The 23,313-nt window shown below is 71.7% G+C and carries 18 protein-coding genes; 11 read left to right on the forward strand and 7 right to left on the reverse strand.

The features are described from left to right. Nucleotides 1–7: 7 nt before the first annotated feature. Nucleotides 8–2,413 (forward strand): PEP/pyruvate-binding domain-containing protein, encoded by a 2,406-nt coding sequence (locus H4W31_RS29890; RefSeq protein ID WP_192769686.1) that lies wholly within the window; start codon nt 8–10, stop codon nt 2,411–2,413. 286 nt (nt 2,414–2,699) lie between these two features. Further along, nucleotides 2,700–3,347: a maleylpyruvate isomerase family mycothiol-dependent enzyme gene (locus tag H4W31_RS29895; protein ID WP_192769687.1), complete on the forward strand. Its 648-nt coding sequence runs from the start codon at nt 2,700–2,702 to the stop codon at nt 3,345–3,347. A 59-nt stretch (nt 3,348–3,406) separates the two neighbouring features. Here the strand turns inward: H4W31_RS29895 and H4W31_RS29900 are convergent, their stop codons facing one another. Further along, the gene (locus H4W31_RS29900; RefSeq protein WP_318783476.1) at nt 3,407–4,900 is read right to left on the reverse strand and encodes a serine hydrolase domain-containing protein; all 1,494 of its coding nucleotides are present in this window, start codon (nt 4,898–4,900) and stop codon (nt 3,407–3,409) included. Nucleotides 4,901–4,986: 86 nt separating this feature from the next. On the opposite strand from H4W31_RS29900, the gene H4W31_RS29905 reads away from it, so the two are divergent. Together H4W31_RS29905 and H4W31_RS29910 are read left to right on the forward strand one after the other, a co-directional pair. Beyond that, complete coding sequence (locus tag H4W31_RS29905; protein WP_192769689.1) at nt 4,987–6,087, forward strand: sensor histidine kinase; 1,101 nt, start codon at nt 4,987–4,989, stop codon at nt 6,085–6,087. Further along, on the forward strand, nt 6,084–6,734 hold the full coding sequence (locus H4W31_RS29910; protein WP_192769690.1) for a response regulator: 651 nt from the start codon (nt 6,084–6,086) through the stop codon (nt 6,732–6,734). The genes H4W31_RS29905 and H4W31_RS29910 overlap by 4 nt, the downstream gene beginning before the upstream one ends. A 14-nt stretch (nt 6,735–6,748) precedes the next feature. Here the strand turns inward: H4W31_RS29910 and H4W31_RS29915 are convergent, their stop codons facing one another. Next, nucleotides 6,749–7,372 carry a TetR/AcrR family transcriptional regulator gene (locus H4W31_RS29915; protein ID WP_192769691.1) on the reverse strand — a complete coding sequence of 208 codons (624 nt, stop codon included), beginning with the start codon at nt 7,370–7,372 and terminating at the stop codon, nt 6,749–6,751. A 76-nt stretch (nt 7,373–7,448) separates the two neighbouring features. Here H4W31_RS29915 and H4W31_RS29920 point away from each other — a divergent pair, with 76 nt between their 5' ends. Next, nucleotides 7,449–7,856: a RidA family protein gene (locus H4W31_RS29920; protein WP_192769692.1), complete on the forward strand. Its 408-nt coding sequence runs from the start codon at nt 7,449–7,451 to the stop codon at nt 7,854–7,856. 135 nt (nt 7,857–7,991) lie between these two features. Here the strand turns inward: H4W31_RS29920 and H4W31_RS29925 are convergent, their stop codons facing one another. After that, a complete protein-coding gene (locus tag H4W31_RS29925; RefSeq protein WP_192769693.1) occupies nt 7,992–13,484 on the reverse strand; it encodes an ATP-binding protein in 5,493 nt (1,830 codons plus the stop codon). 299 nt (nt 13,485–13,783) lie between these two features. Here H4W31_RS29925 and H4W31_RS43235 point away from each other — a divergent pair, with 299 nt between their 5' ends. Then, entirely contained in the window at nt 13,784–14,047 is a 264-nt protein-coding gene (locus H4W31_RS43235; RefSeq protein ID WP_225945752.1) for a hypothetical protein, read from the forward strand. Nucleotides 14,048–14,116: 69 nt separating this feature from the next. Here H4W31_RS43235 and H4W31_RS29935 read toward each other — a convergent pair whose 3' ends face one another. Continuing rightward, nucleotides 14,117–14,893 carry a maleylpyruvate isomerase family mycothiol-dependent enzyme gene (locus H4W31_RS29935; protein ID WP_192769694.1) on the reverse strand — a complete coding sequence of 259 codons (777 nt, stop codon included), beginning with the start codon at nt 14,891–14,893 and terminating at the stop codon, nt 14,117–14,119. A gap of 375 nt (nt 14,894–15,268) precedes the next feature. On the opposite strand from H4W31_RS29935, the gene H4W31_RS29940 reads away from it, so the two are divergent. Next, on the forward strand, nt 15,269–15,913 hold the full coding sequence (locus H4W31_RS29940) for a DUF1062 domain-containing protein (protein ID WP_225945753.1): 645 nt from the start codon (nt 15,269–15,271) through the stop codon (nt 15,911–15,913). Here the strand turns inward: H4W31_RS29940 and H4W31_RS29945 are convergent. Beyond that, nucleotides 15,896–16,096 (reverse strand): hypothetical protein, encoded by a 201-nt coding sequence (locus tag H4W31_RS29945; protein ID WP_192769696.1) that lies wholly within the window; start codon nt 16,094–16,096, stop codon nt 15,896–15,898. The two genes, H4W31_RS29940 and H4W31_RS29945, sit on opposite strands and share 18 nt — an antisense overlap. A gap of 383 nt (nt 16,097–16,479) precedes the next feature. Here H4W31_RS29945 and H4W31_RS29955 point away from each other — a divergent pair, with 383 nt between their 5' ends. After that, entirely contained in the window at nt 16,480–17,931 is a 1,452-nt protein-coding gene (locus H4W31_RS29955; RefSeq protein ID WP_192769697.1) for an RNA polymerase subunit sigma-70, read from the forward strand. Between the two features lie 62 nt (nt 17,932–17,993). Next, entirely contained in the window at nt 17,994–18,557 is a 564-nt protein-coding gene (locus tag H4W31_RS29960; protein ID WP_192769698.1) for a dihydrofolate reductase family protein, read from the forward strand. Between the two features lie 538 nt (nt 18,558–19,095). Here H4W31_RS29960 and H4W31_RS29965 read toward each other — a convergent pair. Beyond that, complete coding sequence (locus H4W31_RS29965) at nt 19,096–20,304, reverse strand: MFS transporter (RefSeq protein ID WP_192769699.1); 1,209 nt, start codon at nt 20,302–20,304, stop codon at nt 19,096–19,098. A 57-nt stretch (nt 20,305–20,361) separates the two neighbouring features. On the opposite strand from H4W31_RS29965, the gene H4W31_RS29970 reads away from it, so the two are divergent. Next, on the forward strand, nt 20,362–21,360 hold the full coding sequence (locus H4W31_RS29970; RefSeq protein WP_192769700.1) for an ArsR/SmtB family transcription factor: 999 nt from the start codon (nt 20,362–20,364) through the stop codon (nt 21,358–21,360). Nucleotides 21,361–21,637: 277 nt separating this feature from the next. Here the strand turns inward: H4W31_RS29970 and H4W31_RS29975 are convergent, their stop codons facing one another. Continuing rightward, the gene (locus tag H4W31_RS29975; RefSeq protein ID WP_192769701.1) at nt 21,638–22,105 is read right to left on the reverse strand and encodes an HNH endonuclease; all 468 of its coding nucleotides are present in this window, start codon (nt 22,103–22,105) and stop codon (nt 21,638–21,640) included. A gap of 147 nt (nt 22,106–22,252) precedes the next feature. Here H4W31_RS29975 and H4W31_RS29980 point away from each other — a divergent pair, with 147 nt between their 5' ends. Then, nucleotides 22,253–23,281 carry a tyrosine-type recombinase/integrase gene (locus H4W31_RS29980; protein WP_192769702.1) on the forward strand — a complete coding sequence of 343 codons (1,029 nt, stop codon included), beginning with the start codon at nt 22,253–22,255 and terminating at the stop codon, nt 23,279–23,281. Nucleotides 23,282–23,313: the final 32 nt, after the last annotated feature.

A 23,313-nucleotide genomic window follows, 5' to 3' on the forward strand; every position in this document is an offset into this window, starting at 1 on the left:
TCCCAGGGTGAACGTGCTCGCGCTGTCCGAGACAGCCGCCGGGATGACGGACCTGGTCGGCGGCAAGGCCACCGGGCTCGGTGAGCTGATCAGGATGGGCGAACGCGTCCCGGACGGCTTCTGCCTGACCACCGCCGCGCACCGGGCCGGGGTGGTCCCGGAGGCCGAGGTCGTCGCGGCGTACCAGCGGCTCGGCGGCGGGCCGGTCGCGGTCCGCTCCAGCGCGACCGCCGAGGACCTGCCGTACGCCAGCTTCGCCGGCCAGCAGGACACCCTGCTGGGCGTCGACGGTCCCGAGGAACTCGTCGACGCCGTACGCCGATGCTGGAACTCCCTGCACACCGAGCGGGCCGTGGCCTACCGGGAGGCCAACGACATCGACCACGCGACGGTACGGATGGCCGTCGTCGTGCAGCGGATGGTCGACCCCGTGGTCGCCGGGGTGATGTTCACCGCGAACCCGATCACCGGCTGCCGCACCGAGATGGTCGTTGACGCCGCCCCCGGCCTCGGTAGCGCCGTCGTCGACGGCACCGTGGTGGCCGACCACTACGTCCTGGACGGCGACCGGTACGACGAGCGGGGCTGCCTGGCCCCGGACCGGCTGGCCGAACTGTGGCAGGTCGGCCAGCGCCTCCAGGACCACTTCGGCTCCCCGCAGGACGTCGAGTGGGCGATCGACCACGACGGGACGCTGTGGCTGCTCCAGTCCCGCCCGATCACCACCCTGTTCCCGCTGCCGCCCTCGACCGACCAGCCACTGCCCCGGATCTACCTGGAGTTCGGCCACGTGCAGGGCATGCTCGCCCCGGCCACCCCGATGGGGATGTCCACGCTGAAGGCGATGCTGGCCGGGATGCTCGCCTCGTTCGGCATCAAGGCCGACATCGTCGACATCGGTGGCCGCCTCTACGGCGACCTGACCGACCTGGTTCGCGGCAGGTCGACCCGCAAGCGGCTGGTGAAGCTGATGGCGGTGGACTTCGGCCCACGCGCCCAGGCGGTGGTCGAGCACATCCTGACCGACCCCCGGTTCGCGCCGCTGCCCGGCAACCCGGCCGGAATGAACGTCTCGCTCGGCGCGACGCTGCGTACCGCCCCTCGGGCGGTGGCCGGGATCCTGGGCGCGCTGGCCCGGCCGGAGGCGACGCGAATCCGGATGTTCCGCGAGATCGAGGGACTCAAGCAGCGCTCGGTCGCTCCCGCCGGCGTCGACACCGCCGCCGAGCGGCTCGACTTCATCGAGGCCCAGGACCCGTCCACCCGGTACGACGCGATCATCTGGCCGATCGTCGCCGGCATCCTCGTCGCGGCGGTGCCACCGGAACTGCTCAAGGGGATCGCCAGCAAGGCGGAGGTCAACACCGTCCTCGGCGGCATGCCGTACAACGTCACCATCGAGATGGACCTGGCGCTGTGGCGCCTGGCCGAACGCGCCACCGAACACCGTGAGCTGCTGCTGAAGACCCCACCGAACGAACTCGCCACGGCCTACCTCGCCGGCACGCTCGTCGACATCGGCCTGGCCGGGTTCCTCGACGCGTACGGCCACCGGGCCGCCGCCGAGGTCGACATCGGTGTACCGCGCTGGGCCGAGGACCCGACACCGGTCTTCGCCATGATCGCGAACTATCTGCGGGTCACCGATCCGGAGCAGGCGCCCGACCGGCGGTTCGCGCGGGCCGGGGCGGAGGCCGAGGAGAAGCTCGCCGAACTGGTCCAGCGGGCCCGCCGACGCCGGCCGGTCCGTGGCCGGCTCGCCGGGTTCCTGCTGCGCCGGGCCCGGGTGCTGACCGGCCTGCGCGAGGCGGGCAAGTTCGCCGGCCTGTACCCGCTGCGCGAGACGCGCCGGCAACTGTTGCTGGTCGGCGCCGAACTCGCCGGACAGGGGCTGCTGGAACGCGCCGACGACATCATGTTCCTGACCCTGGCCGAGGCCCGCGCCGCAGTGGAGCAGCGGGTCGACCACCGGGCGATGGTCGCCGACCGCCGGGCCGTGCACCGGCGCGAACTGCGCCGCCGCCGGGTGCCGGTATCGGTGCTTTCCGACGGCACCGACGTGGAGACGCTGATCCCCGCGCCGTCGTCCGGGGACGGCACGCTGCGCGGGGTCGGAGCGGCCTCGGGTACGGCCACCGGACCCGCCCGGGTGGTGCACGACCCCGCCACCGCGCACATAGAACCCGGCGAGATCCTGGTCGCCGCGACCACCGATCCCGGCTGGACACCCCTGTTCCTGACCGCCGCCGGACTGGTGACCGAGACCGGTGCCGCGATGGCGCACGGTCCGACGGTGGCCCGCGAGTACGGCATCCCCGCCGTGATCTGCGTTCCGGACGCCACCGAGAAGATCCGCACCGGCCAGCTCGTCACGATCGACGGAGCGGCCGGAACGGTGACGCTCGCCGAGTGACGCGGGCGTACCGGCCGACGCCTCGACGGCCGGCTGGCCGGGTTGGACGACCGGATGACCTTTGCGGATGTCGACGGGTCAGCTCGCCTGCCGGCGCGGCCGGCACCGGGGTCCGGCCCGCCCGGGTCGGGATCGTCGGCGAAAGTGTCGGTCGCCCGGGGTAGCGTTCCCTGGCGTCCGGTTCCGCATCGCGGGAACAGGTCCGGGCACCCCGTGGACATTCCGACCCGTCGTGTCGGCGCCTCTTCTGACCGGGGCCCGCACGATACGACCGAGGAGACCCGTCATGGCGACCTCCCCCCGCCGTACCCGGGTCGCCATGGCGCCCGACGTGGAAGCCGAACGGCTCGACCTGGCCGATCTCCTCGACACCCTCGACGACCGTGAGTGGGAGGCGCCGTCGTCCTGCGACGGCTGGACCGTGCGCGACGTCGTCGCCCATCTCACGCTCGCCGACCGCCAGTTCGCCACCACGACGCTGCGGGTGCTCCGGGCCCGTGGCGACTTCGACCGGGTGACCGCGGAGATGGCCCGGGAGCGGGCCCTTCGGTACGGCCCCGACGAACTTGTCGCGCAGCTGCGGGAGACGGCGGGACGGCCCCGGCGCTTCCCGCTCAGCGGTGCGCTGGATCCGCTGACCGACATCCTGGTGCACGGACAGGACATCGCCCGTCCGCTCGGCCGGGAACGTCCGATGCCCATCGAGCGGGTGCTGCCGGTGCTGCAACCCGCCTGGAACAGCGTTTTCCACGGCAACCGGAAGCGTTTCGCCGGGCTGCGGTTCGTCGCCGACGACGCCGACTGGTCGGCCGGCGACGGTCCGCGCGAGGTGCGCGGACCCGCCGGTGACCTGCTGCTCCTCGCCACCGGCCGGCGGTCCGGTCTGACCGGGCTGACCGACGGACGCGCCGAGGTCGCGGCCCGGCTGAAGTAGCTGCCGGGATCCCGGGCGCCCCGGGTGGACTCCGACAACTCCCCGGCCGCCCGAAGCCGCTACGCCACCGGTGTGGTCGGGGTGTCGGCGGCCTGGGTTCCGGGTCGCCGATCGGCCGCCATCACCTGCGTCGCGCGGAGCAGCCGCGCCACGACGACCGCGACGCACCCCGACGCCGCGACGCCGAGCAGCAACGTGAAGGTCGGATACAGGTAGACGGCCTGTAGCCACGAGATGTCGCGGCCCCGGTAGAGGAAGCTGACCACGTCGTGGATCGTGCTCAGGAGCAGCACGGGCAGCAGGTACGGCAGCAGCCGGGCCACGGTGGCGGGGCGGAGCCGGTGGTGACCGGCCCAGTGCCGGGACCGCCGTACCCCGCGGACGGACGGGTACACGGCGCCGAGCGAGAGCAGCAGCAGGACGACGTCGATCCCGATCAGCGGTGTGGGTGGCGCCGGCGGGGACGACGGCCGGCCTTCGAGCAGGTCGATCAGGTGGGCGCCGAGGGCCGGGGCGTCGCCGTACTGGTCGCCGGCGTTCGCCAGCACGGCGATGCCGTAGCCACTCGTCGGCAGCAGGGCCTGGTACGCGGTGACCGTGATCAGTCCACCGGTGTGTTCGACCAGTGGCGCGCCGGACGGGGTTTCGCCGATGTCCCAGCCCAGGCCGTACGACGAGCGGACCGCCGAGGAGCGGTGCATCTCGGCGACGCTGGCCGGCGAGACGACCGGTGTGCCGTCGGGGCCCCGGCCCTGGCTGTTCTGGGTGATCAGCCAGGCGGCCAGGTCACGGGCGGTGCTCAGTACGCCGCCCGATCCGTTGCCGAAGGCCGGCGGTTCGGGCACGGCGACGGCCATGCCGGCGACCATTCGATGGCCCCTGCCACTGGGCGGCAGGTCGTCGGCGGTGTCGGCGGTGCTGCTGTCGGCCATGCCGAGCGGCCGGAACACGTGGTGCCGCAGGTACGCGTCGAAGGACTGCCCGCTGACCACCTCGACGAGGCGGGCGGCGACCTGGTAGTTCGGGTTGTGGTACGCGTAGCGGGTGCCCGGGGCGGTGGTCAGTCGGGCGGTACGCATCGACGCGACCGCCTCCCGCAGGGTGTGCAGCGGCGGCCCGCTGAAGGACTGGTACGTCCGGTCGGACATCCCGGAGGTCTGGTCGAGCAGCTGTCGTACGGTGATCGCGGCGGCCCGGTCGTCGGCCATGGTGAACTCGGGCAGGTAGCGGCGTGCCGGTGCGTCCAGTGCGACCCGGCCGGCGTCCACCAGCTGCATCACGGCGAGCGCGGTGACGGATTTGCTGAGCGAGGCGACGGCCATGACGGTGTGGTCGGTGACGGCGTCGCCGGCCGCGGTGTGTCCGTACCCGGACGTGTGCACCACGGCGCGGCCCCGGGTGACCGCGACCGCCACCCCGGGGATGCGGGTCGCGTCGAGGTACGCGCGCACGACGGCGTCGATGGAGGCGGCGTCGACCACGGACGGGCGGGTGGGGGCGGGGACGGGAGCCGCGACGGTGAGGACGAGGGCGGCGAGGGCATGGATCAGCACCAACCGAGCGTCGGGTGCGCGAGGGTCGTCCCGCATCGGACCGTGGTCCGATGCGTCGTCCGCGCCGCTGTCGCTACCGTGGGGCCGTGGTGTTCTGGCGGTGGGCTCTGATCGGCGCCGATGTGCCGGCAGCGGCCGCGGTCGTGGCCGCGGTCGTGCTGATGAGGCCGGTGTCGGGTGGCTGGGTGTGGTGCCTGGCCGCGCTGCTCGGACTGCCGCTGGCGGTCCGGCGGTGCTGGCCGGTCCCCGTCCTCGGGATCGTGCTGGCGGCGGCGGGGGCGACCCTGATCGTGGGGGTCGGCACCGAGGTCATGGTGTACGCGGTGGCGTTCGCGCTGTACCCGGTCGCGCTGTCGTCGGCCCGGGCCGCGTCCTGGGGTCTGGTCGGCGCGCTCGCCGCTGTTCTCGGTCCGGGGCTGCTGGACGCCCTCGTGGCCGGACTGCCGGTCGTTCCGGCCCGCGACCAGGTGGAGTCGTTCACGACCACGCCCGTCACCGTGGCCGTCTACAGCACGGCGGTCATCGCCGGCTCGTGGGCGCTGGCCTGGGCCGTCCGCACCCGTCGGGGACACACCGCCCAGCTCACGGAGCTGCACACCGCGCGGGCGGTGGCCGAGGAACGGCTCCGCATCGCCCGCGACGTCCACGACGTGGTCGGACACAACCTCAGTCTGATCGCGATGAAGGCGGCGGTCGCCCACCATCTGGACACCGATCCGCAGCTGGCACTGCGGGTGATCGAGCAGGTCAGCCGGGCCGCCCTGGACGACGTCCGCGCGGTGCTGGGCGGGCTGCGGGACGCGGCCGGCCCGCCGGACGCACCTGACCTGGAGCAGCTCGTCGAGGAGACCCGGGCCGCCGGCATCGCCGTCACGATCGACCGGGAGGATCTGTCGTCCGCGCCGTCCGGTCTGCGGATGTCGGCGCACCGGATCCTGCAGGAGGCGCTGACGAACGTGCGCCGCCATGCCGGCGCCACCCACTGCCGGGTCACCGTCACGGTCGCGTCCGACACCCTCGACCTGACCGTCCTGGACGACGGTGTCGCGCCGACTACGGCCGGCCCGGCCGGGTACGGGCTGCTGGGCATGCGTGAACGGGTCGCCATGCACAGCGGCAGCCTGTCCGTCGGTCCGGAACCGGGCGGTGGATTCGCCGTCCGCGCGACGCTTCCGTTCCCGACATGACGGGTGAGCCGGTCCGGATCCTGCTGGCGGACGACGATCCCCTGTTCCGCGCCACGGTACGTGAACTCGTGGACGCCACGCCGGGCCTGACGGTGGTCGCCGAGGCCGGCACCGGTCGCGAGGCCATAACCCTCGCCGCCAGCCACCGACCCGACGTCGTGCTGATGGACGTACGGATGCCCGACCTCGACGGCATCGCCGCCACCGCGCGGATCACCGCCGCCGCCGGCGCTCCGCGGCTGCTCGTGCTCACCACCTTCGACCTGGACGACTACGTCTACCGGGCGCTGCGGGCCGGCGCGAGTGGCTTCGTCCTCAAGGACATCACCCCGCCCCGCCTGCTCGACGCCGTGCGCACGGTCGCCGCCGGCGAGGCGCTGCTCGCCCCCAGCGTCACCCGGCGACTCATCGCGGCGTCGCTGCACCGGGCCGCGCCGCGCCGGACACTCGACGGCGTGACCCCGCGCGAACGGGACGTGCTGACCCTCATCACCCGGGGGCTCTCCAACGCCGAGATCGAGGCGGCCCTGCACGTGAGCCGTGGCACCCTCAAGACCCACATCGGGAACCTGCTGACCAAACTGGCGGCCCGGGACCGGGCCCAGCTGGTGATCGCCGGGTACGAGGCCGGGCTGGCCGATGTGTGACGGGCCCGGTTGAGCTAACCATCGGGCCGGAGCAGGTGCCGCCAGCCGTCCTCGACCGACCGGCGGCATCGGTCGGGGTCGTCCCCGGCACCGACGAACAGCGCGGTCAGCAGGGGGATGGCGTGGGCGAGCGCCGGGCGGGGCAGCGGGCCGGTGGCGACGAGGGAGGCGAGTCCGTGTCCGATCGTCCAGGTCTGGGTGGCCAGTTCCAGCGGATCGACATCGGCGCGGAGGCGGCCGGCCCGGGTGGCGCGTTCGGCGGTGTGCACCAGGCGGTGCAGGGTGTCGTCCGCGGCCGCGGGGTCTTCGAGGTCGAAGGTCGCGTCGAACATGACCCGGTACAGGTCGGGGTTGTCCAGGGCGTTGTGCAGGTAGGCGGCGCCTAAAGCGGCCAGGTCCCGAATCGGGTCCGGGGACGGCACGACGGTCGCGAGTCTGGCCGCGAGGCGGGTGAAGCCTTCCTGCCGCAGTGCCCTCCAGACGCCGTCCATGCCGCCGAAGTAGGTGTAGACGGCCATTGTCGACACGCCGGTCCCGGCCACCAGTGAGCGGAGGGTGATGGGCTCGCGGGTGCGGAGCATCTGTCCGGCCCGCTCGATGAGCCGGGTGCGGACCGCGGGATCCTTCGTCCTGGCCATGTCAGCACTTTACATAGCGATGCTATGGTTTCGGCGAAGGTGGGGCCCACGGGCTCCGACGACACAAGGAGGCGGCATGGCGATCACCCTGGTGAACCCCGACGGATTGCCCAAGCCCGAGGTCTACCGGCAGATGTCGATCGCCACCGGCTCGAAGCTGGTGTTCATCGCCGGCCAGGTCGCCCGGGACGCCGACGGCCAGAAAATCGGCGAAGGTGACCTTGCCGCCCAGGTCGAGCAGTGCTACCTCAACATCGGCACCGCCCTGGCCGAGGCCGGCGGCTCCTTCGACGACGTGGCGAAACTGACCGCGTACGTCGTCGACTGGACTCCCGACAAGATGGCCCTGCTCGGGGAGGGGGTCGCGCGGGCGGCCGCGAGGCTGGGCATCGACCCGGTCAAGCCGATCACGCTGCTGGGTGTCACTGCGCTGGCCGAGCCCGACCTCCTGGTCGAAGTCGAGGCCACCGCAGTCCTCGACTGAACGCGGCACGACCGGGGGTGCCGCGCCCGCGACAGTGGGGGACCTGGCGGTGGTCCAGGTCCCGTGGGCTGGCGCGAACAGCGGGCGCCAACCCACGGGACCTGGACCAGTCGGATCACCGGGCCGAGGCAGGTGCTACCTCCGGTGCCAGCGCTTCATCCCGTGCTCGATGGCCTCGATGATCCGCGGCCGCAACTCGCCGGCACCGATGATCGCGTCCACCGAGCCGACCTCGACAGCGCGCTGGATGCTGTGCACCCGGTCGAACTCGGCGGCGACATCGCCGAGCTTCTCCGCCCGGACCGCGGACTGCACCTCGGCGAGTTGGGCGTTCAGCGCCGCCCGCTCCGCACCGCTGGCCGCCGAGACCCGGGCCTGCAAACCCGTCACCCGGGGGTCGGTCGCGGTGCGGTTGTTCACCTCACCGGAGAACACCACGGCCGCCGCCGGGGCACCGCCGAGCACCGAGGCGAAGGAGCCCTCCAGCGCCAGTACGGTCATGTTCGGGTTGAGCGCCTTGGAGAACACCACGAACGCACCACCGTGGTAACGCGAGATCACACAGAACACGATCGGCCCGTCGAAGTTGACGATTCCCCGGCCGATCTCCGCGCCGTACTCCAGCTGGAGCTTGCGCATCGACTCCGGTGAGCCGTCGAACCCGGACAGGTTCGCCAACACCACCAGCGGCCGGTTGCCGGACGCCGAGTTGATCGCCCGCGCGGTCTTCCTCGACGACTGCGGGAACAGCGTGCCCGCGGTGTAGGTGTCCGGCCCGTCGGTGGGCGGGAAGCCGCGTCGCGGCACCGACCGCGACTCGATCCCGACGAGGCAGACCGGCCAGCCGCCGACGTGTACGTCCTGCACCACCGAGGTGTCGGCGTCGGCCATGCCGGCCCACCGCTCCAGCACCGGGTGGTCCTGATCGGACAGCGCACGCATCACCGTACGGATGTCGAAGGGCTTCTTCCGGTCCGGGTTGTGCCCGGCGGAGAAGATCTCGCCGACGTGCGCGAAGTCGCTGCCGACGATCGTGTGCGGGAACCCGGAGATGTCGCGGTCGAGCGGGTCGTTCGTCTGCGCCTTCCGGGGCGCCGCCTCGCCGGGTACGACGTAGGTGTGGTCGTAGTGCGCCATCAGCACGTCGCGGGCGGCCGGCAGGTTGGGCGCCCAGTACTGCGCCTGACCGTTGGGGCCCATCACCCGGTCGTAGCCGCCGATGCCGAAGTTGTCCTCGGCCGACACCCCGCCGGAGAAGTCCAGCGACTGCTTGCCGGTCAGCACCATCGCCGAGTCCGGCGTCATCACCAGGATGCCCTTGGTGTGCATGAGCATCGTCGCCTCGGCGTTCCAGTACGGCTGCGCGCCGACGGTGATCCCGGCGACCACGATGTTGATCTCGCCACCGTCCTGGGTGAAGGTGACGATCCGCTTGAGCGCGGCCGCGACCCAGTCCATGTTCTCGGTACCCGAGGACATCGAGATCCGCGCGCCCGCCGAGAGCGCGAACCACTCCAGCGGAACCCGCATCCGCTCGGCCAGGTCGAGCGCGGCGATCACCCGTGAGCACTCCGGTTCCGACAGGGCACCCAGCGCCTTCGTCGGGTCGCCGAGCAGCACCACGCGGGTGACACCCTCGGGATGCCGTTCGGTGGGCGTCGTGACGACGCCCGCGACGATCGCGGCGGTGTTCCTGCCCCTAGGCCGCTGCGCCGGTACGAGCGCGCCCTGGTCGTCGAGGTCGTGCTCGACGAAGCTGCCCTTCGCCCCGGCGAGCAGGCCCGTCAACTCGTACGGGTACACGTTTCCGCGCCGTGCCGCACGCAGCACCTTCTGGCGGTAGTCGTCCAGCGGCCGTACCGGTTCGGTCGACGGCTGACCGACGTGCAGGCGTGCGCCGTGACCCGGATCGAGGGCGATCCGCACGGCGACCTCGGTCAGCTCGCCCGTGGCGGTGCGCTGACGGGCCAGGAACTGGACCTCCTCCAGCCCCGCGCCCGCGGTGGTGGGCAGGATGCGCTGGACCAGTGTGTTGAGTTCGTCGGCGGTCAGCTCGGTCGACGGCCAGACGTACATCATGATCCGGTTGGTGTCGAACCGCTTGTTCTGCGGGCGCTGCGCCTGGATGTTGCGGATCGCGTCCATGCCCGCAGTGATCGCGTCCTCCACCGCGGGCAGTGCGACCAGCCTGCCGTCGGCCTCGCGCAGTGGTGTCAGGTCGCGGACCTGGCCCATCGCGAAGAGTCGCTCGTCGGCGGGGTTGCTCTTCGCCACGGCCTTGAACAGGTAGATCTCCTCGTCGGCCGAGGGCAGCCGGGTGAGGTCGAACTCCCGCAACCGCTGTAGCTGCAGCCGCTGCGCGATCTGCGGGTGCAGGCCACGGATCAGCCGGTCCTCGGTCAGGCCCGCGTCGCCCGGCCGGAAGGTGAAGTGGTGGTGGATCACGCCGCTGGAACCGGCGACGGTGGTGGTGATCCGACGGACGCCCGCCGGCAACGGCTGCTCGGCGAGGAGCTGCCCGAGCCGTACCACCATCGCGTGGACGTCCGGCTGACCCTCCCACGTGAGGTAGAGGTCGGCGACCAACCCGCGCTCGGCGACGTCCGAGGCGAGCGCGCCGACCGCGCCGATGGCGGCGGGCAGGTCGGCGATGTCGACGGCGGTGGTGACCACCCGGGTCACGCCGCCCGAACCGGTGTGCTCGGCGGTGACGAACCGGCAGCCGGCGACGTCCAGCGCCGTGACGGCGGACAACCCACGGTTGCCGTAGTAGCGACGGGTCAGTACCTCCAGCAGCGGCGCGTGGTCCCGGCCGGGCCGCCCGATCCGCTGGCCGATCAGCCGGACCAGTGGCTCGGAGCTGGCCACCATGGCCTGGATCCGCTCGGCGCGGTCCGGGGCGTCCGGCTCGCGGTCCAGGTAGCGCAGGTCCTTGCGGACCGCCGCGTAGACGCTTGCGCGGTTGCGGCGCAGCAGCGGCTGGGCGAACCAGCGGAACACCACACCCCGGGCCAGGTCCGCCACCGCGGGGAAACGCACCTGGGTTGCCTCGATCAGATGTTCCAGCGTCAGCCCGGCCCGCTCGCTCAGCGACTCCAGCGGTGGCCCCCCGGCCAGCCACTGCCGCAGCAACTCCGACATGATCGCGACGTCGGCCGACATCCGCTGCTGCGCCAGGAAGATTCGGAAGACCGCGGCCTCCAGTTCCGGCGTACGGTCCAGGTCGGTGATGCCGTAGTGCCCGAGCACCTGCTTCAGCTTGAGCTGGAACCCTTCGGTGACGCCGGCGCGTTCGACGTCGAGGCTCTGCAGGTAGCTGTGGAAGTACTCGCGCGGGCTGTGTACCGGACTGGCCGGCTCGACCTCGAACTCACCGCCCGGCTTGTTTCGACTGAGCTCCAACAGGTCGGCGAAGACCGTCAGCAGGTCCAACTCGCCCTCGATCGGTCGCCCGCCCAGTGCGGCACGCGCGGCCAGGTAGCCCGACAGCACCCGCTTGCGGTCGTGCGGGTCGACGTCGAAGCCGAGCAGCAGGCTGCGCAGGTCCTGCAGGCCGCGTTCGATCCGCTCCGCCGCGGACGCCGCCGCCGGCTCGGCCGGCAGCTCGATCTCGACGGCCTCGGCGGCCGGTTCCGCCTCGTCGGCGCTCTCGTCGGCCAGCGGCTCCAGCCACATCAACGGCGCGCCGGTCTCGACCTGGCTGCCCACCGACACCGGGCACTCACGGACCCGGGCGCGGAACGGCGCGCGGAGCACCGTCTCCATCTTCATGCTCTCCAGTACGAGGATCGGCGCGCCCGATTCGACCTCGTCGCCGATGGCAGCCGGCGTGGCGACCACCAGCGCGGGCGCGGGGGAGCGGACCACGCCGCCCTCGTCGCGACTGATCCGGTGCGTGACACCGTCGACCTCGACCAGGTGGATCGGCCCGTGGGTGGCCGACACCAGCCGGAACCGACGACCGTTGATCACGATCTGGCCGCTGTGCGCGTCGAACCGCTCGACCTCGACATCCGCCAGGTGCGCGTCACCGCCGCCGGAGACGCCGACGCGGAACCGCTGCTGTCCGACCCGGGACACGCTGACCCGGTAGCCGACGCCGCGAAGCTTGAGGTCCAGTGGGCGGCCCACGTCGTGCTGCACCTGCGGGCGTCCGCCGTGCGCGGTGGCCAGCAGCCGCTGGCGGCTGACCTCCTCCTCGTCCTGGTACGCCTCGATCGCGGCGGCGGCCAGGGCGATCGCCGAGTGCCGCCGGCTGACCAGCCGACCCTCGGCGCGTACACGGTCGATCCAGCCGGTGTCGGCACTCGCGTCGATCACCTCGGGCTGGTCGAGCAGGTCGAGCACGAAGCTCTTGTTGGTCGTACCGCCCTCGATGATCACCGTGGTCTCGGCCATCGCGCGGCGCAGCCGGCCAAGTGCCTGCTCGCGGTCACGGCCGTACGCGATGATCTTCGCGATCATCGAGTCGAAGTCGGCCGGGATGGTGTCGCCCTCGCTGACGCCGGTGTCCACCCGGATGCCGGGCCCGGTGGGCAGCACCAGGCGCGCGATACGACCCGGAGCGGGTGCGAAGTCGCGATCGGGATCCTCGGCGTTGAGCCGGGCCTCGACGGCGTGGCCCGCCTCGCCCGGTTGGGCGCCCTCCAGCTTCCCGCCGCCCGCGACGTGCAACTGCAGCCGGACCAGGTCGGTACCGGTGGTGATCTCGGTGATCGGATGCTCGACCTGTAGCCGGGTGTTGACCTCCAGGAAGGCGAACAGCTTCTCGCCGGGGTGGTAGAGGAACTCGACGGTGCCGGCGCCCCGGTAGCCGACGGCCAGCGCGAGCCGCTCGGCCGACGCCTTCAGGTCGGCGATCTGCTCGGGAGCCAGCACCGGGGAGGCGGACTCTTCGATGATCTTCTGGTTGCGCCGCTGCACCGAGCAGTCCCGCACGCCGAGCGCCCACGCGGTGCCCTGCCCGTCGGCGATCACCTGGACCTCGACGTGCCGGGCACCGGTGACCAGGCGCTCCAGGAAGACGACTCCAGAGCCGAAGGCACGCAGCGCCTCCTGGCTGGTGCGCTCGTAGGCGTCGGTCAGGTCCGCGCTCGACGCGACCATCCGGATGCCGCGCCCGCCGCCGCCCGCGGTCGCCTTGAGCATCAGCGGGTAACCGATCTCGTCGCCGGCGCGCAACGCGTCCTCGAGGGTCGCGACCTCGCCACGGCTCCACGGCGCGACCGGGACGCCGACCTCCTCGGCGATCAGCTTCGAGCCGATCTTGTCCCCGAGCTTGCGCATCGCCTCCGCGCTCGGCCCGATGAAGGTGACGCCGATCCTCTCGCAGAGTTCCGCGAACGTCGGGTCCTCGGCGACGAAGCCCCAGCCGACCCAGGCGGCGTCGGCCCCGGTCTCCACCAGCGCCCGCTCCAGGACGCCATGGTCCAGGTACGGCCGGGCCGAGGCGGGACCGAGCGAGTACACGACGTCGGCTTCCCGGACGAAGGTCGCGTTCCGATCGGCGTCGGTGTAGAGGGCTACCGTCTCGATACGCGTCCCGGTTTCCGCCGAAAGATCCCGCACCGCGTGGATGAGTCGCCTGGCGGCCTCTCCACGGTTGACGATGGCGACACGACTGAACACCGACTGACCCCTCCCCAACTACACACGCACAGAAGGCGACGTCCGCGTCCCGGACCGTCGCCTGTACCTGTTCTACACCCTGCTCGATCACGGCCAACTGCACCATGTCCCGGATCGCACGTGCCTGAACTGCTGTGTTGTAGGAATCCCACAAAAACACTGGCGGGAACCCCACAAAAGCGACCGCGTCGCACCGCTCGGCCGTACCGACCCCGAGGGCGAACACGAAACGTGACCTGTCGCCGACCATCCCGGTACGTGGGGAGGTCATCCATAATCGTCACGCCGAGGTCGACGTATTGCGGGGCCTGGCGGGCGGGCTGCCGGCGCGGCCCGGCGCCGGTCGGCCGGACTGTCCCGCCAGCGCGGACGGCGGAGAATCTTCCGCCGGTGTCCTGGCAGCGCTGCTGCGCGGCGGGGCCTGGAAGCCGGAGCAGTGGCTGCCGGCGCACGCCCAGCCGAGCGCGGCCGAGGTGACGCTGGCCCAGCTGCGGATGCCGGCGCTGACGATCGCCGACATCGAAAAGGTGGAGGCGGACTCGCTGAAATACCGCTACGAGTGACGGTCCGCGGACCCACCGCCGTGCGCTGGGGCCGAGGTCGGCGCAGCGCGATGGGTCCGGCGTCGCGTCCTATTCCTCCGGCTCCCAGGCGATCAGCTGGTCGAAGACGCGCCGGTCGCCGTCGAGCCGCAGCGAGTCCATCGGAATGCGGCCGTAGCAGAACATGACCAGCTCATTGGCCGTGCCCCGGGCGGAGACATAGGCCGCCTCCGGGCCCTCGCCGGCGACCGGCGTGGGGAGGCGGGCGGCCCGGGCGCCGTCGGCGGAGAACCAGAGCCGCCAGGAACGGCCCTCGGTGGCGTGGTAGTCGATGACCGCGGGCTTGTGCGGCCACGCCGCCGTCGTCGCGACGCAGGTGGTCAGGAACTCGTCGACACCGTCGAGGGCCACCTCGTCCGGCAGCGGCTGCGGGGCGCCCACGGCGACCTGGGCGTCGTAGGTGTGCACGGCGACCTGCTGGAGCTGGTGCCGGGCGACGGCACCAGTCGTCTGCGGCGACTGCGACGGACCCCACCACGTCCAGCAACCACGATCCGGGCCGGCCTCCCGCAGCGCGTCCAGCAGCTCCCCCGTCGACGCGGCGAACCAGGCCAGCAGGGCCTCGCGCTCCCGGGGCGCCACCGGGGCGGACATCGCCGGCGGAGCGTCGGCGGGCCCCGCGGCCACGATGGCGGCCCACTTGCGGCGCCCCTCGCCCAGGTGCTGCACCAGGTCGAACAACGTCCACTCGGGGCAGGTCGGCACCCGCACGTCGAGGCTGGGTGCCGCGGCGACCGCCGCCCGGAAAGCGGTCGATCGTTCGTCCATCAGCCGCAACAGGTCAGCGAAACCCAGAGTCTTTTCCACCGCGGCTTTGTACCACCCCCCTCCAACGACCGACAGCGGATTTCCCCACCCCGGCGGCGGGGCCACGCGGAAAATCCGTTGCCCGGCGGCCCACGGGTTGACCATGCTGACGCGCATGGATCAGTGACCAGTGGCGCACGTGCGCGGTGAAGACGGGTTCGAGTCACCTCCCCGTCTCCGCCCGCCGTGCCACTCGAAGCCCGCACCGCGTGACCGGTGCGGGCTTCCTTCACGCGACGTGATCTGCGACGTCGCGCCAGCCGGCGTGCTTCCCGCCGAGACGCCGGCTGCCCGCCACTGGATCCGGGAGGCACCCCCCGGCGCGCCATCGCGCTGCCGGGCGCCTCCTGCCTAGACCTTGGAATCGCCGAAGCCATGAATAGTTCCCGCCATGTCCGCGTGCCGGCGCACGGTCGCGGACCCGGCATCGACCGCAAAGCGCTGTGGGTGGTCAGCGAGCTCGGACTGCCCACCATCGTCAAAGCCTGCGTGTCATGCAGGTCCACCCGTCACCGTCCCACCGGCAAGATCCGGGTCAACGCGAACCACAAGCTGCTCGACGTGTGGCTACTGATCTGCTGCGACCTGTGCGGACGCACGTCGAAGATCCCCGTCCACGAGCGCGTCAACGTGCGGGCGCTGGACAACGAGCGGCTACTGATGTTCGAGAACAACGATCCGGCCATGGTGCGACAGCTGACCATGGACGCGACGCTCGCCCACAAGGCCGCCCACCAGCTCGACTGGACCGGCACCTGGCAGCTGGACACCGACATACCGTTCTACGACCTCCAGCGCGAAGATGCCGCGCCACTCGAGGTCATCATCAGGTTCGAGCTCCCGGCACCGATCCGGGTCGAGAAGCTGCTCACCGCCGGGTTCGGCCTGAGCCGTCCCGCCGTGCGAGGCATGGTCGACTCCGGGCGCATCCGCCTGCCCCTGCCCATCGACGCCAAGGCCCGCGAGGACTTCACCTTCCTGGTCGTCACCGCCCCACCGCTGTCACCCGAGCGGGCATGAGGTGCCGCCCCACGGCGCGATGACCTGCGCCGTGGGGCGGCCCGTACCATCCGGCCCGCCGACCGTCGCGGTCGGCGGGCCGGCCCAGCGTGCGGCGATCTCTAACTGGGTGGCCACGTACTCCACCGCTGACCACGGCATCGCCAGCGGATCCTCGGTCAGGAAATGCCCCAGAAATCGCACCGTTCCGACCCTGCAAGCCAAGGCCGATCTTGTGATGATCGGCGCCCTTGTGCGTGATCAGATCCAAACGCGGTGCCGTCGAGCAGGAAGAAGCCCTCCAGCTCTGAACGGCTCAGCTCACCGACGAACCGCTCGTACGCGGCCACCTGATCATCAGGCAAGAACCTAACGGGCACAGCGCAACAACGTACGTCGATTCACTCCGCTGCGGCAGGCCTCTCACCAAGATCATTTCTACCGCTAACCGCTGTCCCGATCTTCCTCAACCCCGTGGTCGACGGTGGCCGCTTCCACAACGAGGCGGCCGCCGAGTTCGACGGCGAGATCGTGGTAGCCCACGACCTGATGCGCGTCGCGGTGCCGGTCCGGATACCGTCGGGCGAATGACCGTCCGTCTGCGTACCGCGAACGATCTGGACATGCCCGCCGTCGGCGCCCTGCACCACCGGTCCCGGGTCTCGGCCTACGCCGGCCTGGTCGCACCGGAGGCGCTGACCTTCGGGTCGGAGGAGGCGCTCGGCGAGTGGTGGGCCGAGCGCCGGCGCTGGGAGGCCGACACGCACCGGCTGACCGTCGCCGTCGCAGAGTCCGGCATCGTCGGGTTCAGCTATCTGGGGCCGAGCGAGGACGAGGGCGTTACCGAGTTGTACGCCATCCACGTCCTGCCCGCGCAGGTGGGAACCGGCGTGGGCCGGGCGCTGATGGGCGACGCGCTGCCGCACCTGGGACCGCGCGCGGTGCTGTGGGTGCTGGAGGGCAACAAGCGGGCCCGGCGGTTCTACGAGAAGGCCGGCTGGTCGGCGGACGGCGTCACCCGCGACGCCCCGATGGGCGACGAGCTGACCCACCAGCTGCGGTACGCCCGGACCGCCGCCCCGGTGTCCGACTTCGCTGAACGTGCCGAGCGGCACCGGGGCGAACTGCGGGTGCACTGCTACCGCATGCTGGGGTCGTTCGACGAGGCGGAGGACCTGGTCCAGGAGGTGTTCCTGCGGGCGTGGCGCGGTCGGGACGGCTTCGAGGGCCGATCCTCGCTACGCGCCTGGTTGTACCGGATCGCCACCAACGCCTGCCTGGACTTCCTCGACGGCCGGAGCCGCCGGACGCTGCCCGATCAGGCCGATTCGCCGGCCGGCCCGTGGTTGCAGCCGTTTCCCGACCGCCTGTGGGAGCCGGTGGCGCCCAGCGCCGACGACCCGGAGGCCGCAGTGGTCGCCAAGGAGACCCTGGAGCTGGCTTTCCTGGCCGCCATCCAGCACCTGCCGCCAAGGCAGCGCGCCGCGACGATCCTCTGCGACGTGCTGGGCTGGCCGGTCCGCCAGACGGCCGAGGCCCTGGACGGCAGCGTTGCCTCGGTCAACAGCGCCCTGCAGCGGGCCAGAGCCACCCTGCGTACCCACCTGCCGTCCGGCCGGTCGGACTGGGCCCCGTCAGCCCCGCCCACGGACGAGGACCGCAGGATCCTGCGCCGCTACATGTCCGCGGTGGAGCGCGGCGACCTGACCGAGGTCGCGGAGCTGCTGGCCCGGGACGTGCGGGCGACGATGCCGCCGTACCCGGAGTGGTTCGCCGATCGCGACGGTGTACTGGCAGCGCTGTCGGCGAGCTGGGACGCCGGCTCACCCGACTACATCGGAACGCTGCGCATGGTGCCGGCGAGCGCCAACGGCCAGTTGGCCGCGGCGACGTACCGGTGTCCGCCGGGCGGGCACGCGTACGAGCCGTTCGGGATCGGCGTGCTGCGGGTCAGCGACGGCCGGATAACCGAGATCGTCGCGTTCCACGAGCCGGCCCTGTTCCCGTCGTTCAACCTCCCACCCACCCTGGACCGATGAGGTTTCGTGGTGGATGCCGTCTCAATACCGCATGAGGCAATCAGCCGGCAGAGGAGACAGCAGTGAACGACATCGAACCGCAGACCGCGAACGGCAAGGTGCTCTGGCACTTCACCATGTCCCTGGACGGGTTCGTGGCCGGCCCGAACCACGAGATGGACTGGTTGATGACCGGCATCTCGCCCCAGCCGGGCCTGATCGAGGAGTACGTCGCGACCACCGGCGCGGTCCTGGGCGGCCGGCGCGGCTGGGACCACTTCCCGGACCCGGGCGCGTTCTACGGCGGCGCCTGGACCGGGCCCATCTTTGTGCTCACCCACCACCCGGAGGACGCCGAGCCCGCCGACGGCGTCACGTTCCTGGACTGTGACGTGGCCGAGGCGGTACGGATCGCGCTGGCCGCGGCCGGCGACAAAAACGTCGAGGTGCTGTCGCCGACGATCGGTGGCCAGCTTCTCGAACGCGGGCTGCTCGACGAGATCAACCTGCACATCGCGCCCGTGCTGCTCGGCGAGGGCATCCGGCTGCTGGACCTCCCCGGTGGCCGGCCGCACTACCTCCACCGGGTCGGCGCCGACGACCCCACCGCCGAACTGAGTGTGCGGTACCGGCCGGTCAAGCATTAACCGCGAGCGCACTGATCGAGCGGGCCGATCCGCGGCCCGCTCGGCGTCAAATCACCCATCTCGGCAAGGCCAACGCCAGCCTGCAGCTCATCCGACCCATCGGGCCAGCACCGACGGGAGCGTGTTCGTCAGGGACGCTCCGGAAGGCCAGGCTCCCGCAACGTCCGGCGACGACTGACTGGCAGCCGGGCCACGTGGCGATCCGGACACCGTCGACCACTTGTCGATGGCGTCCCGGGGTAGGCAACAGACAGGGCGCCGACCAGTACACGCGTCGGACCCGATCGTCGGGGCAGCTAACTGCCCAGGTCGGCCGACACCTCCGTTGCGAAGCAACAGAGACCAGCCAGCCCAAATTAACAAATTTCCATTACCAATATTCCAGTAATTGGCCTCCCGAAGGGCTCGGACCACCTTGAAGCCGGGTACATCATAATGACAGTTCTTTACCGTAAGGGGTTGCCCTGGTGCACAACGCGGCCACCTCGATGCACGCCCGCCGCTGAGCACCGCGACATCGGCCGCTCCTCGTGCGCTGCTACGCCGAGGGCGACGCGAGCACGCGCCAGAGACCCGATACGGCCAGCAGGGACGCCGCGCCCGCCGCGCCGACGACCAGGCCGGGCGCTGACACCTCGCCCAACGCCCCGCCGCCGGCCGCGAACAGACCCTGCAACGTCATGGTGCCGGTCAGCGCCAACCCGAAGGCCTGGCCTCGGTTCGCCTCCGGCACCGCCTCCAGGAAGCGCCGGGCCAGCCCCAGCTGGTACGCGACCCCGAACCCGGACACGGCGAGCAGCAGCGCCGCGGTGACCGGCCCGGGCGAAAACACGAACCCGAGCAGCGGCGCGCCGAGCAGCAGTGCCAACGGCCCTACCAACCGTTCCCTTCGTTCCGGGCTGACGAGCCGGCCGATCGCGAGGTCGCCGGTGAGCATGCCGAGCGCCACGGCGGTGAACAGCAGCCCGGCCGAGTCCGGCATGCCGATCTGGACGGCGTACGGGACGAGCACGCCCTCGGCGCCGACCATGAGCGCGGGCGGCAGCCACTGGGCCAGCAGCAGCGAACGGATCGCCGGCCGGCGCAGCAGTTCACGATTGACGTGCCAGGTCTCGCGTACCGCGTACCCTGCGGCCGTACTGCGGCGCGGCTGCTCGACCAGCCGCAGGCGCAGCAACGCGGCGGAGAGTAGACAACTCGCCACGGTGATCCAGAGCGCGCCGTACGGGCCGAGCGCCGCGATCAGCATCCCGCCCACGGCGAAGCCGAGCACCTGCGTGCCGCCGGCCGCCGTGGAGAACACGGCCCGGCCAAGCACGTACCGGTCGCCGTCGAGCAGTTCGGGCAGCAGGGCGCTGCGCGCCGCGGAGGCGACCGCGCTGGGGATGCCGGTGACGAACACCAGCACCAGCATCGCGTTGGGGGAGAGCAGCCCGGCGGCGAGTACAGCGGCGACGGCGGCGCGGACCAGGTCGTAGCCGACCATCACGGCCCGAGGCGGCCACCGGTCGGCGTACGCCAGCAGCAGCGTGCCGCCGAGGGCGTAGGGCAGGAAGCCGGCAACGTAGGCCAGCGCGGCCAGCAGGGAGGAGCCGGTGCCGGCGTAGACGGTCACCGAGAGCGCGAGCATCTTCACCGTCTCGCCGCCGAGGAAGAGCGTGTAGCCGGCGAACAGCACGCGGAACTGGCGTACCGCGAACACCTCGCGGTAGGTGGCCCGCGCCGGTGCGGCCTGGAGCGTCGTCATGCGGGCCAGTCTCGGGGGGTGCGGGCGGAGGCGTTAGGCTTTCGCGTGGAGGCGAAAGTGCTTGCCATCGAAGTCGGGCCGCTCGACGTGGCGCACACCCGCTACGCGATCTCGCCGCTGGGTGAGGCGATGAACGCGCTGCGGGTCGCGGCGGGCAAGCAGCCGGCCGGGCCGCTGCGGCCCTGGGCGGAGCGCATTGCGCCGCGGTACGCGCGGCTGCTCGGTGAGACGCCCGCGGTCGGGGCGCTGACATCGCTGTTCCGCCGCGGTCGCTACAACGCCGACTTCATCCATCCTCCGCCTTCGGGCCCCGGCGACGACTTCGCCCTCGAACTCGCCGCGGTGCGGGCGACCCCGCTGCGTCAGGTTCGCGCGGAGATCGCCCGCAATCTGGTCGGGCTGCGTACGCCGCCGCGCGACGTCCAGCAGATCCTGTCCGCCCCGGACGTGCTCACCCGGCTCGCGGACGCGATCGAGGCGACCTGGTACGCACTGGTCGAGCCCGACTGGCCGCGGCTGCGTACGGTGTTGGAGCGCGACTTGGTGCACCGGGCCGGCCACCTCGCCATGTACGGCTGGGCCGCGGCGCTGTCCGACCTGGATCCGCGGGTGGGCTGGCGCTCCGAGGGAGCCGACGGTGTGATCGAGGTGCGCACCGGCACACGGAACGAGTGGGAGCGGCACCGGCTGGGCGGCGAGGGACTGCTGCTGATGCCGACCGTCTTCGGGACTCTCATCAGCTACGTCGAGCCGCCGTGGCCGTACGCCCTGGTGTATCCGGCACGTGGCGTCGCCGACCTGCTCGGGCCGCCGCCCCCGCAGGGCGGTGCGGCGGCGCTGGCGCGGCTGGTCGGCCCACACCGCGCGCAGGTGCTGCGGGCGCTCGCAGTGCCGGCGACGACCACGCAGCTGGTCCGCCAGCTGGGTCTCAGCCTGGGCGCGGTCGGCGGCCACCTGGCCGTGCTGCGCGAATCTGGCCTCGTCACGCGGACCCGGACCGGCCGATCCGTGCGCTACGAGCGCACCCCCATGGGCGGGACCCTGGCCGGCGACTGAGCCCGGCCGCCGGTGGCGGCCCGGATCCCCGCCGGCCACCATCAGCGCTGACGCGGAACACAGGAAGACGACCATGAGTCTCGGTAGGTCTCGAGCTTTGTGACCGCGAGAGAAACACCGGGACGCCCGTGCCGTCGCCGACGCCAACGGCCCCACGTCACCCGCCCGCCTGGCCTCGCCGCTCGGCGTTGTTCTGCGTTGATGACTACGGGCGGCCCATCCGCGGCGCCGTGCAGAGGTACGTCCGGATAGCTGGTTGGAACCCCCGGTGCCGGCGTCATTCCGCTACGCGGCCGTAGCTGGCGCGACCTTCGGCAACCTGGCGCGCCTGCCGCTCGCGCCACCGCTTCTGCGCGTCGCCGTTGCAGCGTCGGCAGACCTTGCGATAGCGGCCGGTACGGGTATCGATCTCACGGTCGTGTCCATTGCGGCACCGAGGTTGCTGCTTGCGGCTACGACAGTTCTCGGCGTGACTGACCTGACGCAGGTGGGTCGGCTCGATACAGTCCGGTACACCACAAACATGGTCGACTTCCAACTCGGGATCGTAGTCGCCGACGAAGGCGACGTATGCGGCGATGTGGGCCCAGGCCCGACCCGCGACCTTCTGGTGTACGCCTCGCTGGCTACCGTAACCGCGTACGACGAGGCAGCCGTCTTCCACGCGCGCCGAGCGGTCCAGCAAGTAGGTCCGGAGCGTTTCCTCCGTGAAATGGCGGGACAAGCCTCTGATCTGGGAGAGCACGTCCGGAGGATAGCGGCCACCTCCGATACTCCCCGTGGTCGGCGGCGATACCCCGGTTGCCTGACCCGGCCGACGGTCACCCGACGGCGGCGTTCTGCCGGGCGCGCCTCTGTACGAATCCGTACGTCAGCTGAGAGTCTTCCTCACATGCCGTCTTCCGAAGTGGTGCGCGGCAGGTCGAACAGTCCCGCGCTGACAGTCCCGGGGTCCGCCGATTTCACCGAAGCCTGGCTGGACAACCGGCGGCTGTCCGAGTACACCCGCGTCGCGTACCGGCGGGACATCGCCGGCTGGCTGAGCTGGTGCCAGAGCCGCAACCTCGATCCGCTGCGGGCCACGTTCATCGATGTCAACGCGTACGCCCGGCAGTTGGAGGCGACGCTGGGGGTTCGTAGCGGCCGCCCGCTCACCCCGGCCACCGTCGCCCGCCGCCTCTCCGCCTTGTCCAGCTGGTACGACTTCCTGGTCAAGCTGCACGCTGTCGACGCCAATCCGGTGGCTGCCGCCGACCGCCCGCGGGTCGACCGAGACCACTCCGCCACCATCGGGTTGACCCCCGACGAGGTCGATGCGCTGCTGGCCGCAGCCGAGGCCGACACCGGACCGACCGCCGTCCGGAACCGGGCCACCATCAGCCTGCTGGCCGATCTGGGACTGCGGGTCGGGGAGTTGATCTCGCTGAACCTGACCGACCTCGGCACCGAGCGTGGGCACCGCAGCATCCGCTTCGTCGGCAAGGGCGGCAAGGTCCGTCGCCGCGCCCTCACCTCCGGCACCGCGTACGCACTGGACGCCTATCTGGCCGCCCGGGCCGCCGCCCAAGGGCTGAGCGTGCCGGAGTTGAGCGGTCCGCTGCTGGTCTCCGGGACCGGTGCGCGGCTGGATCGGAACGCGGTGTTCCGGCTGGTCCGCCGTCTCGCCCGAGTAGCCGGCATCCACGCCTGGGCGAGGCTGTCGCCGCACTCGCTGCGGCACGCCTTCGCCACCACCGCCCGCGCCGAAGGGGTGTCCCTGGAGGACGTGCAGGACGCGATGGGACACGCGGACCCGCGCACGACCCGCCGCTACGACCGAGACCGGCACAACCTAGACCGCGATCCTGCATACGTCATCTGGGCGGCCCGGGCCCGCCAACGCGGGCGACGGAACGGGATCGGCGAGGCGAACGTCTCTTGAGGGGTCGTTGACGCCGTAGCGGAGGTAGCCGG

Source organism: Plantactinospora soyae (assembly GCF_014874095.1).
GTDB classification, from domain to species: Bacteria; Actinomycetota; Actinomycetes; order Mycobacteriales; family Micromonosporaceae; genus Plantactinospora; species Plantactinospora soyae.

Coding starts and splice junctions, on each gene's coding strand:
- H4W31_RS29895 (WP_192769687.1), top strand. CDS start 2,700: ATGGCGACCTCCCCCCGCCGTACCCGGGTCGCCATGGCGCCCGACGTG.
- H4W31_RS29910 (WP_192769690.1), top strand. CDS start 6,084: ATGACGGGTGAGCCGGTCCGGATCCTGCTGGCGGACGACGATCCCCTG.
- H4W31_RS29915 (WP_192769691.1), bottom strand. CDS start 7,372: ATGGCCAGGACGAAGGATCCCGCGGTCCGCACCCGGCTCATCGAGCGG.
- H4W31_RS29920 (WP_192769692.1), top strand. CDS start 7,449: ATGGCGATCACCCTGGTGAACCCCGACGGATTGCCCAAGCCCGAGGTC.
- H4W31_RS29940 (WP_225945753.1), top strand. CDS start 15,269: ATGAATAGTTCCCGCCATGTCCGCGTGCCGGCGCACGGTCGCGGACCC.
- H4W31_RS29955 (WP_192769697.1), top strand. CDS start 16,480: ATGACCGTCCGTCTGCGTACCGCGAACGATCTGGACATGCCCGCCGTC.
- H4W31_RS29965 (WP_192769699.1), bottom strand. CDS start 20,304: ATGACGACGCTCCAGGCCGCACCGGCGCGGGCCACCTACCGCGAGGTG.
- H4W31_RS29980 (WP_192769702.1), top strand. CDS start 22,253: ATGCCGTCTTCCGAAGTGGTGCGCGGCAGGTCGAACAGTCCCGCGCTG.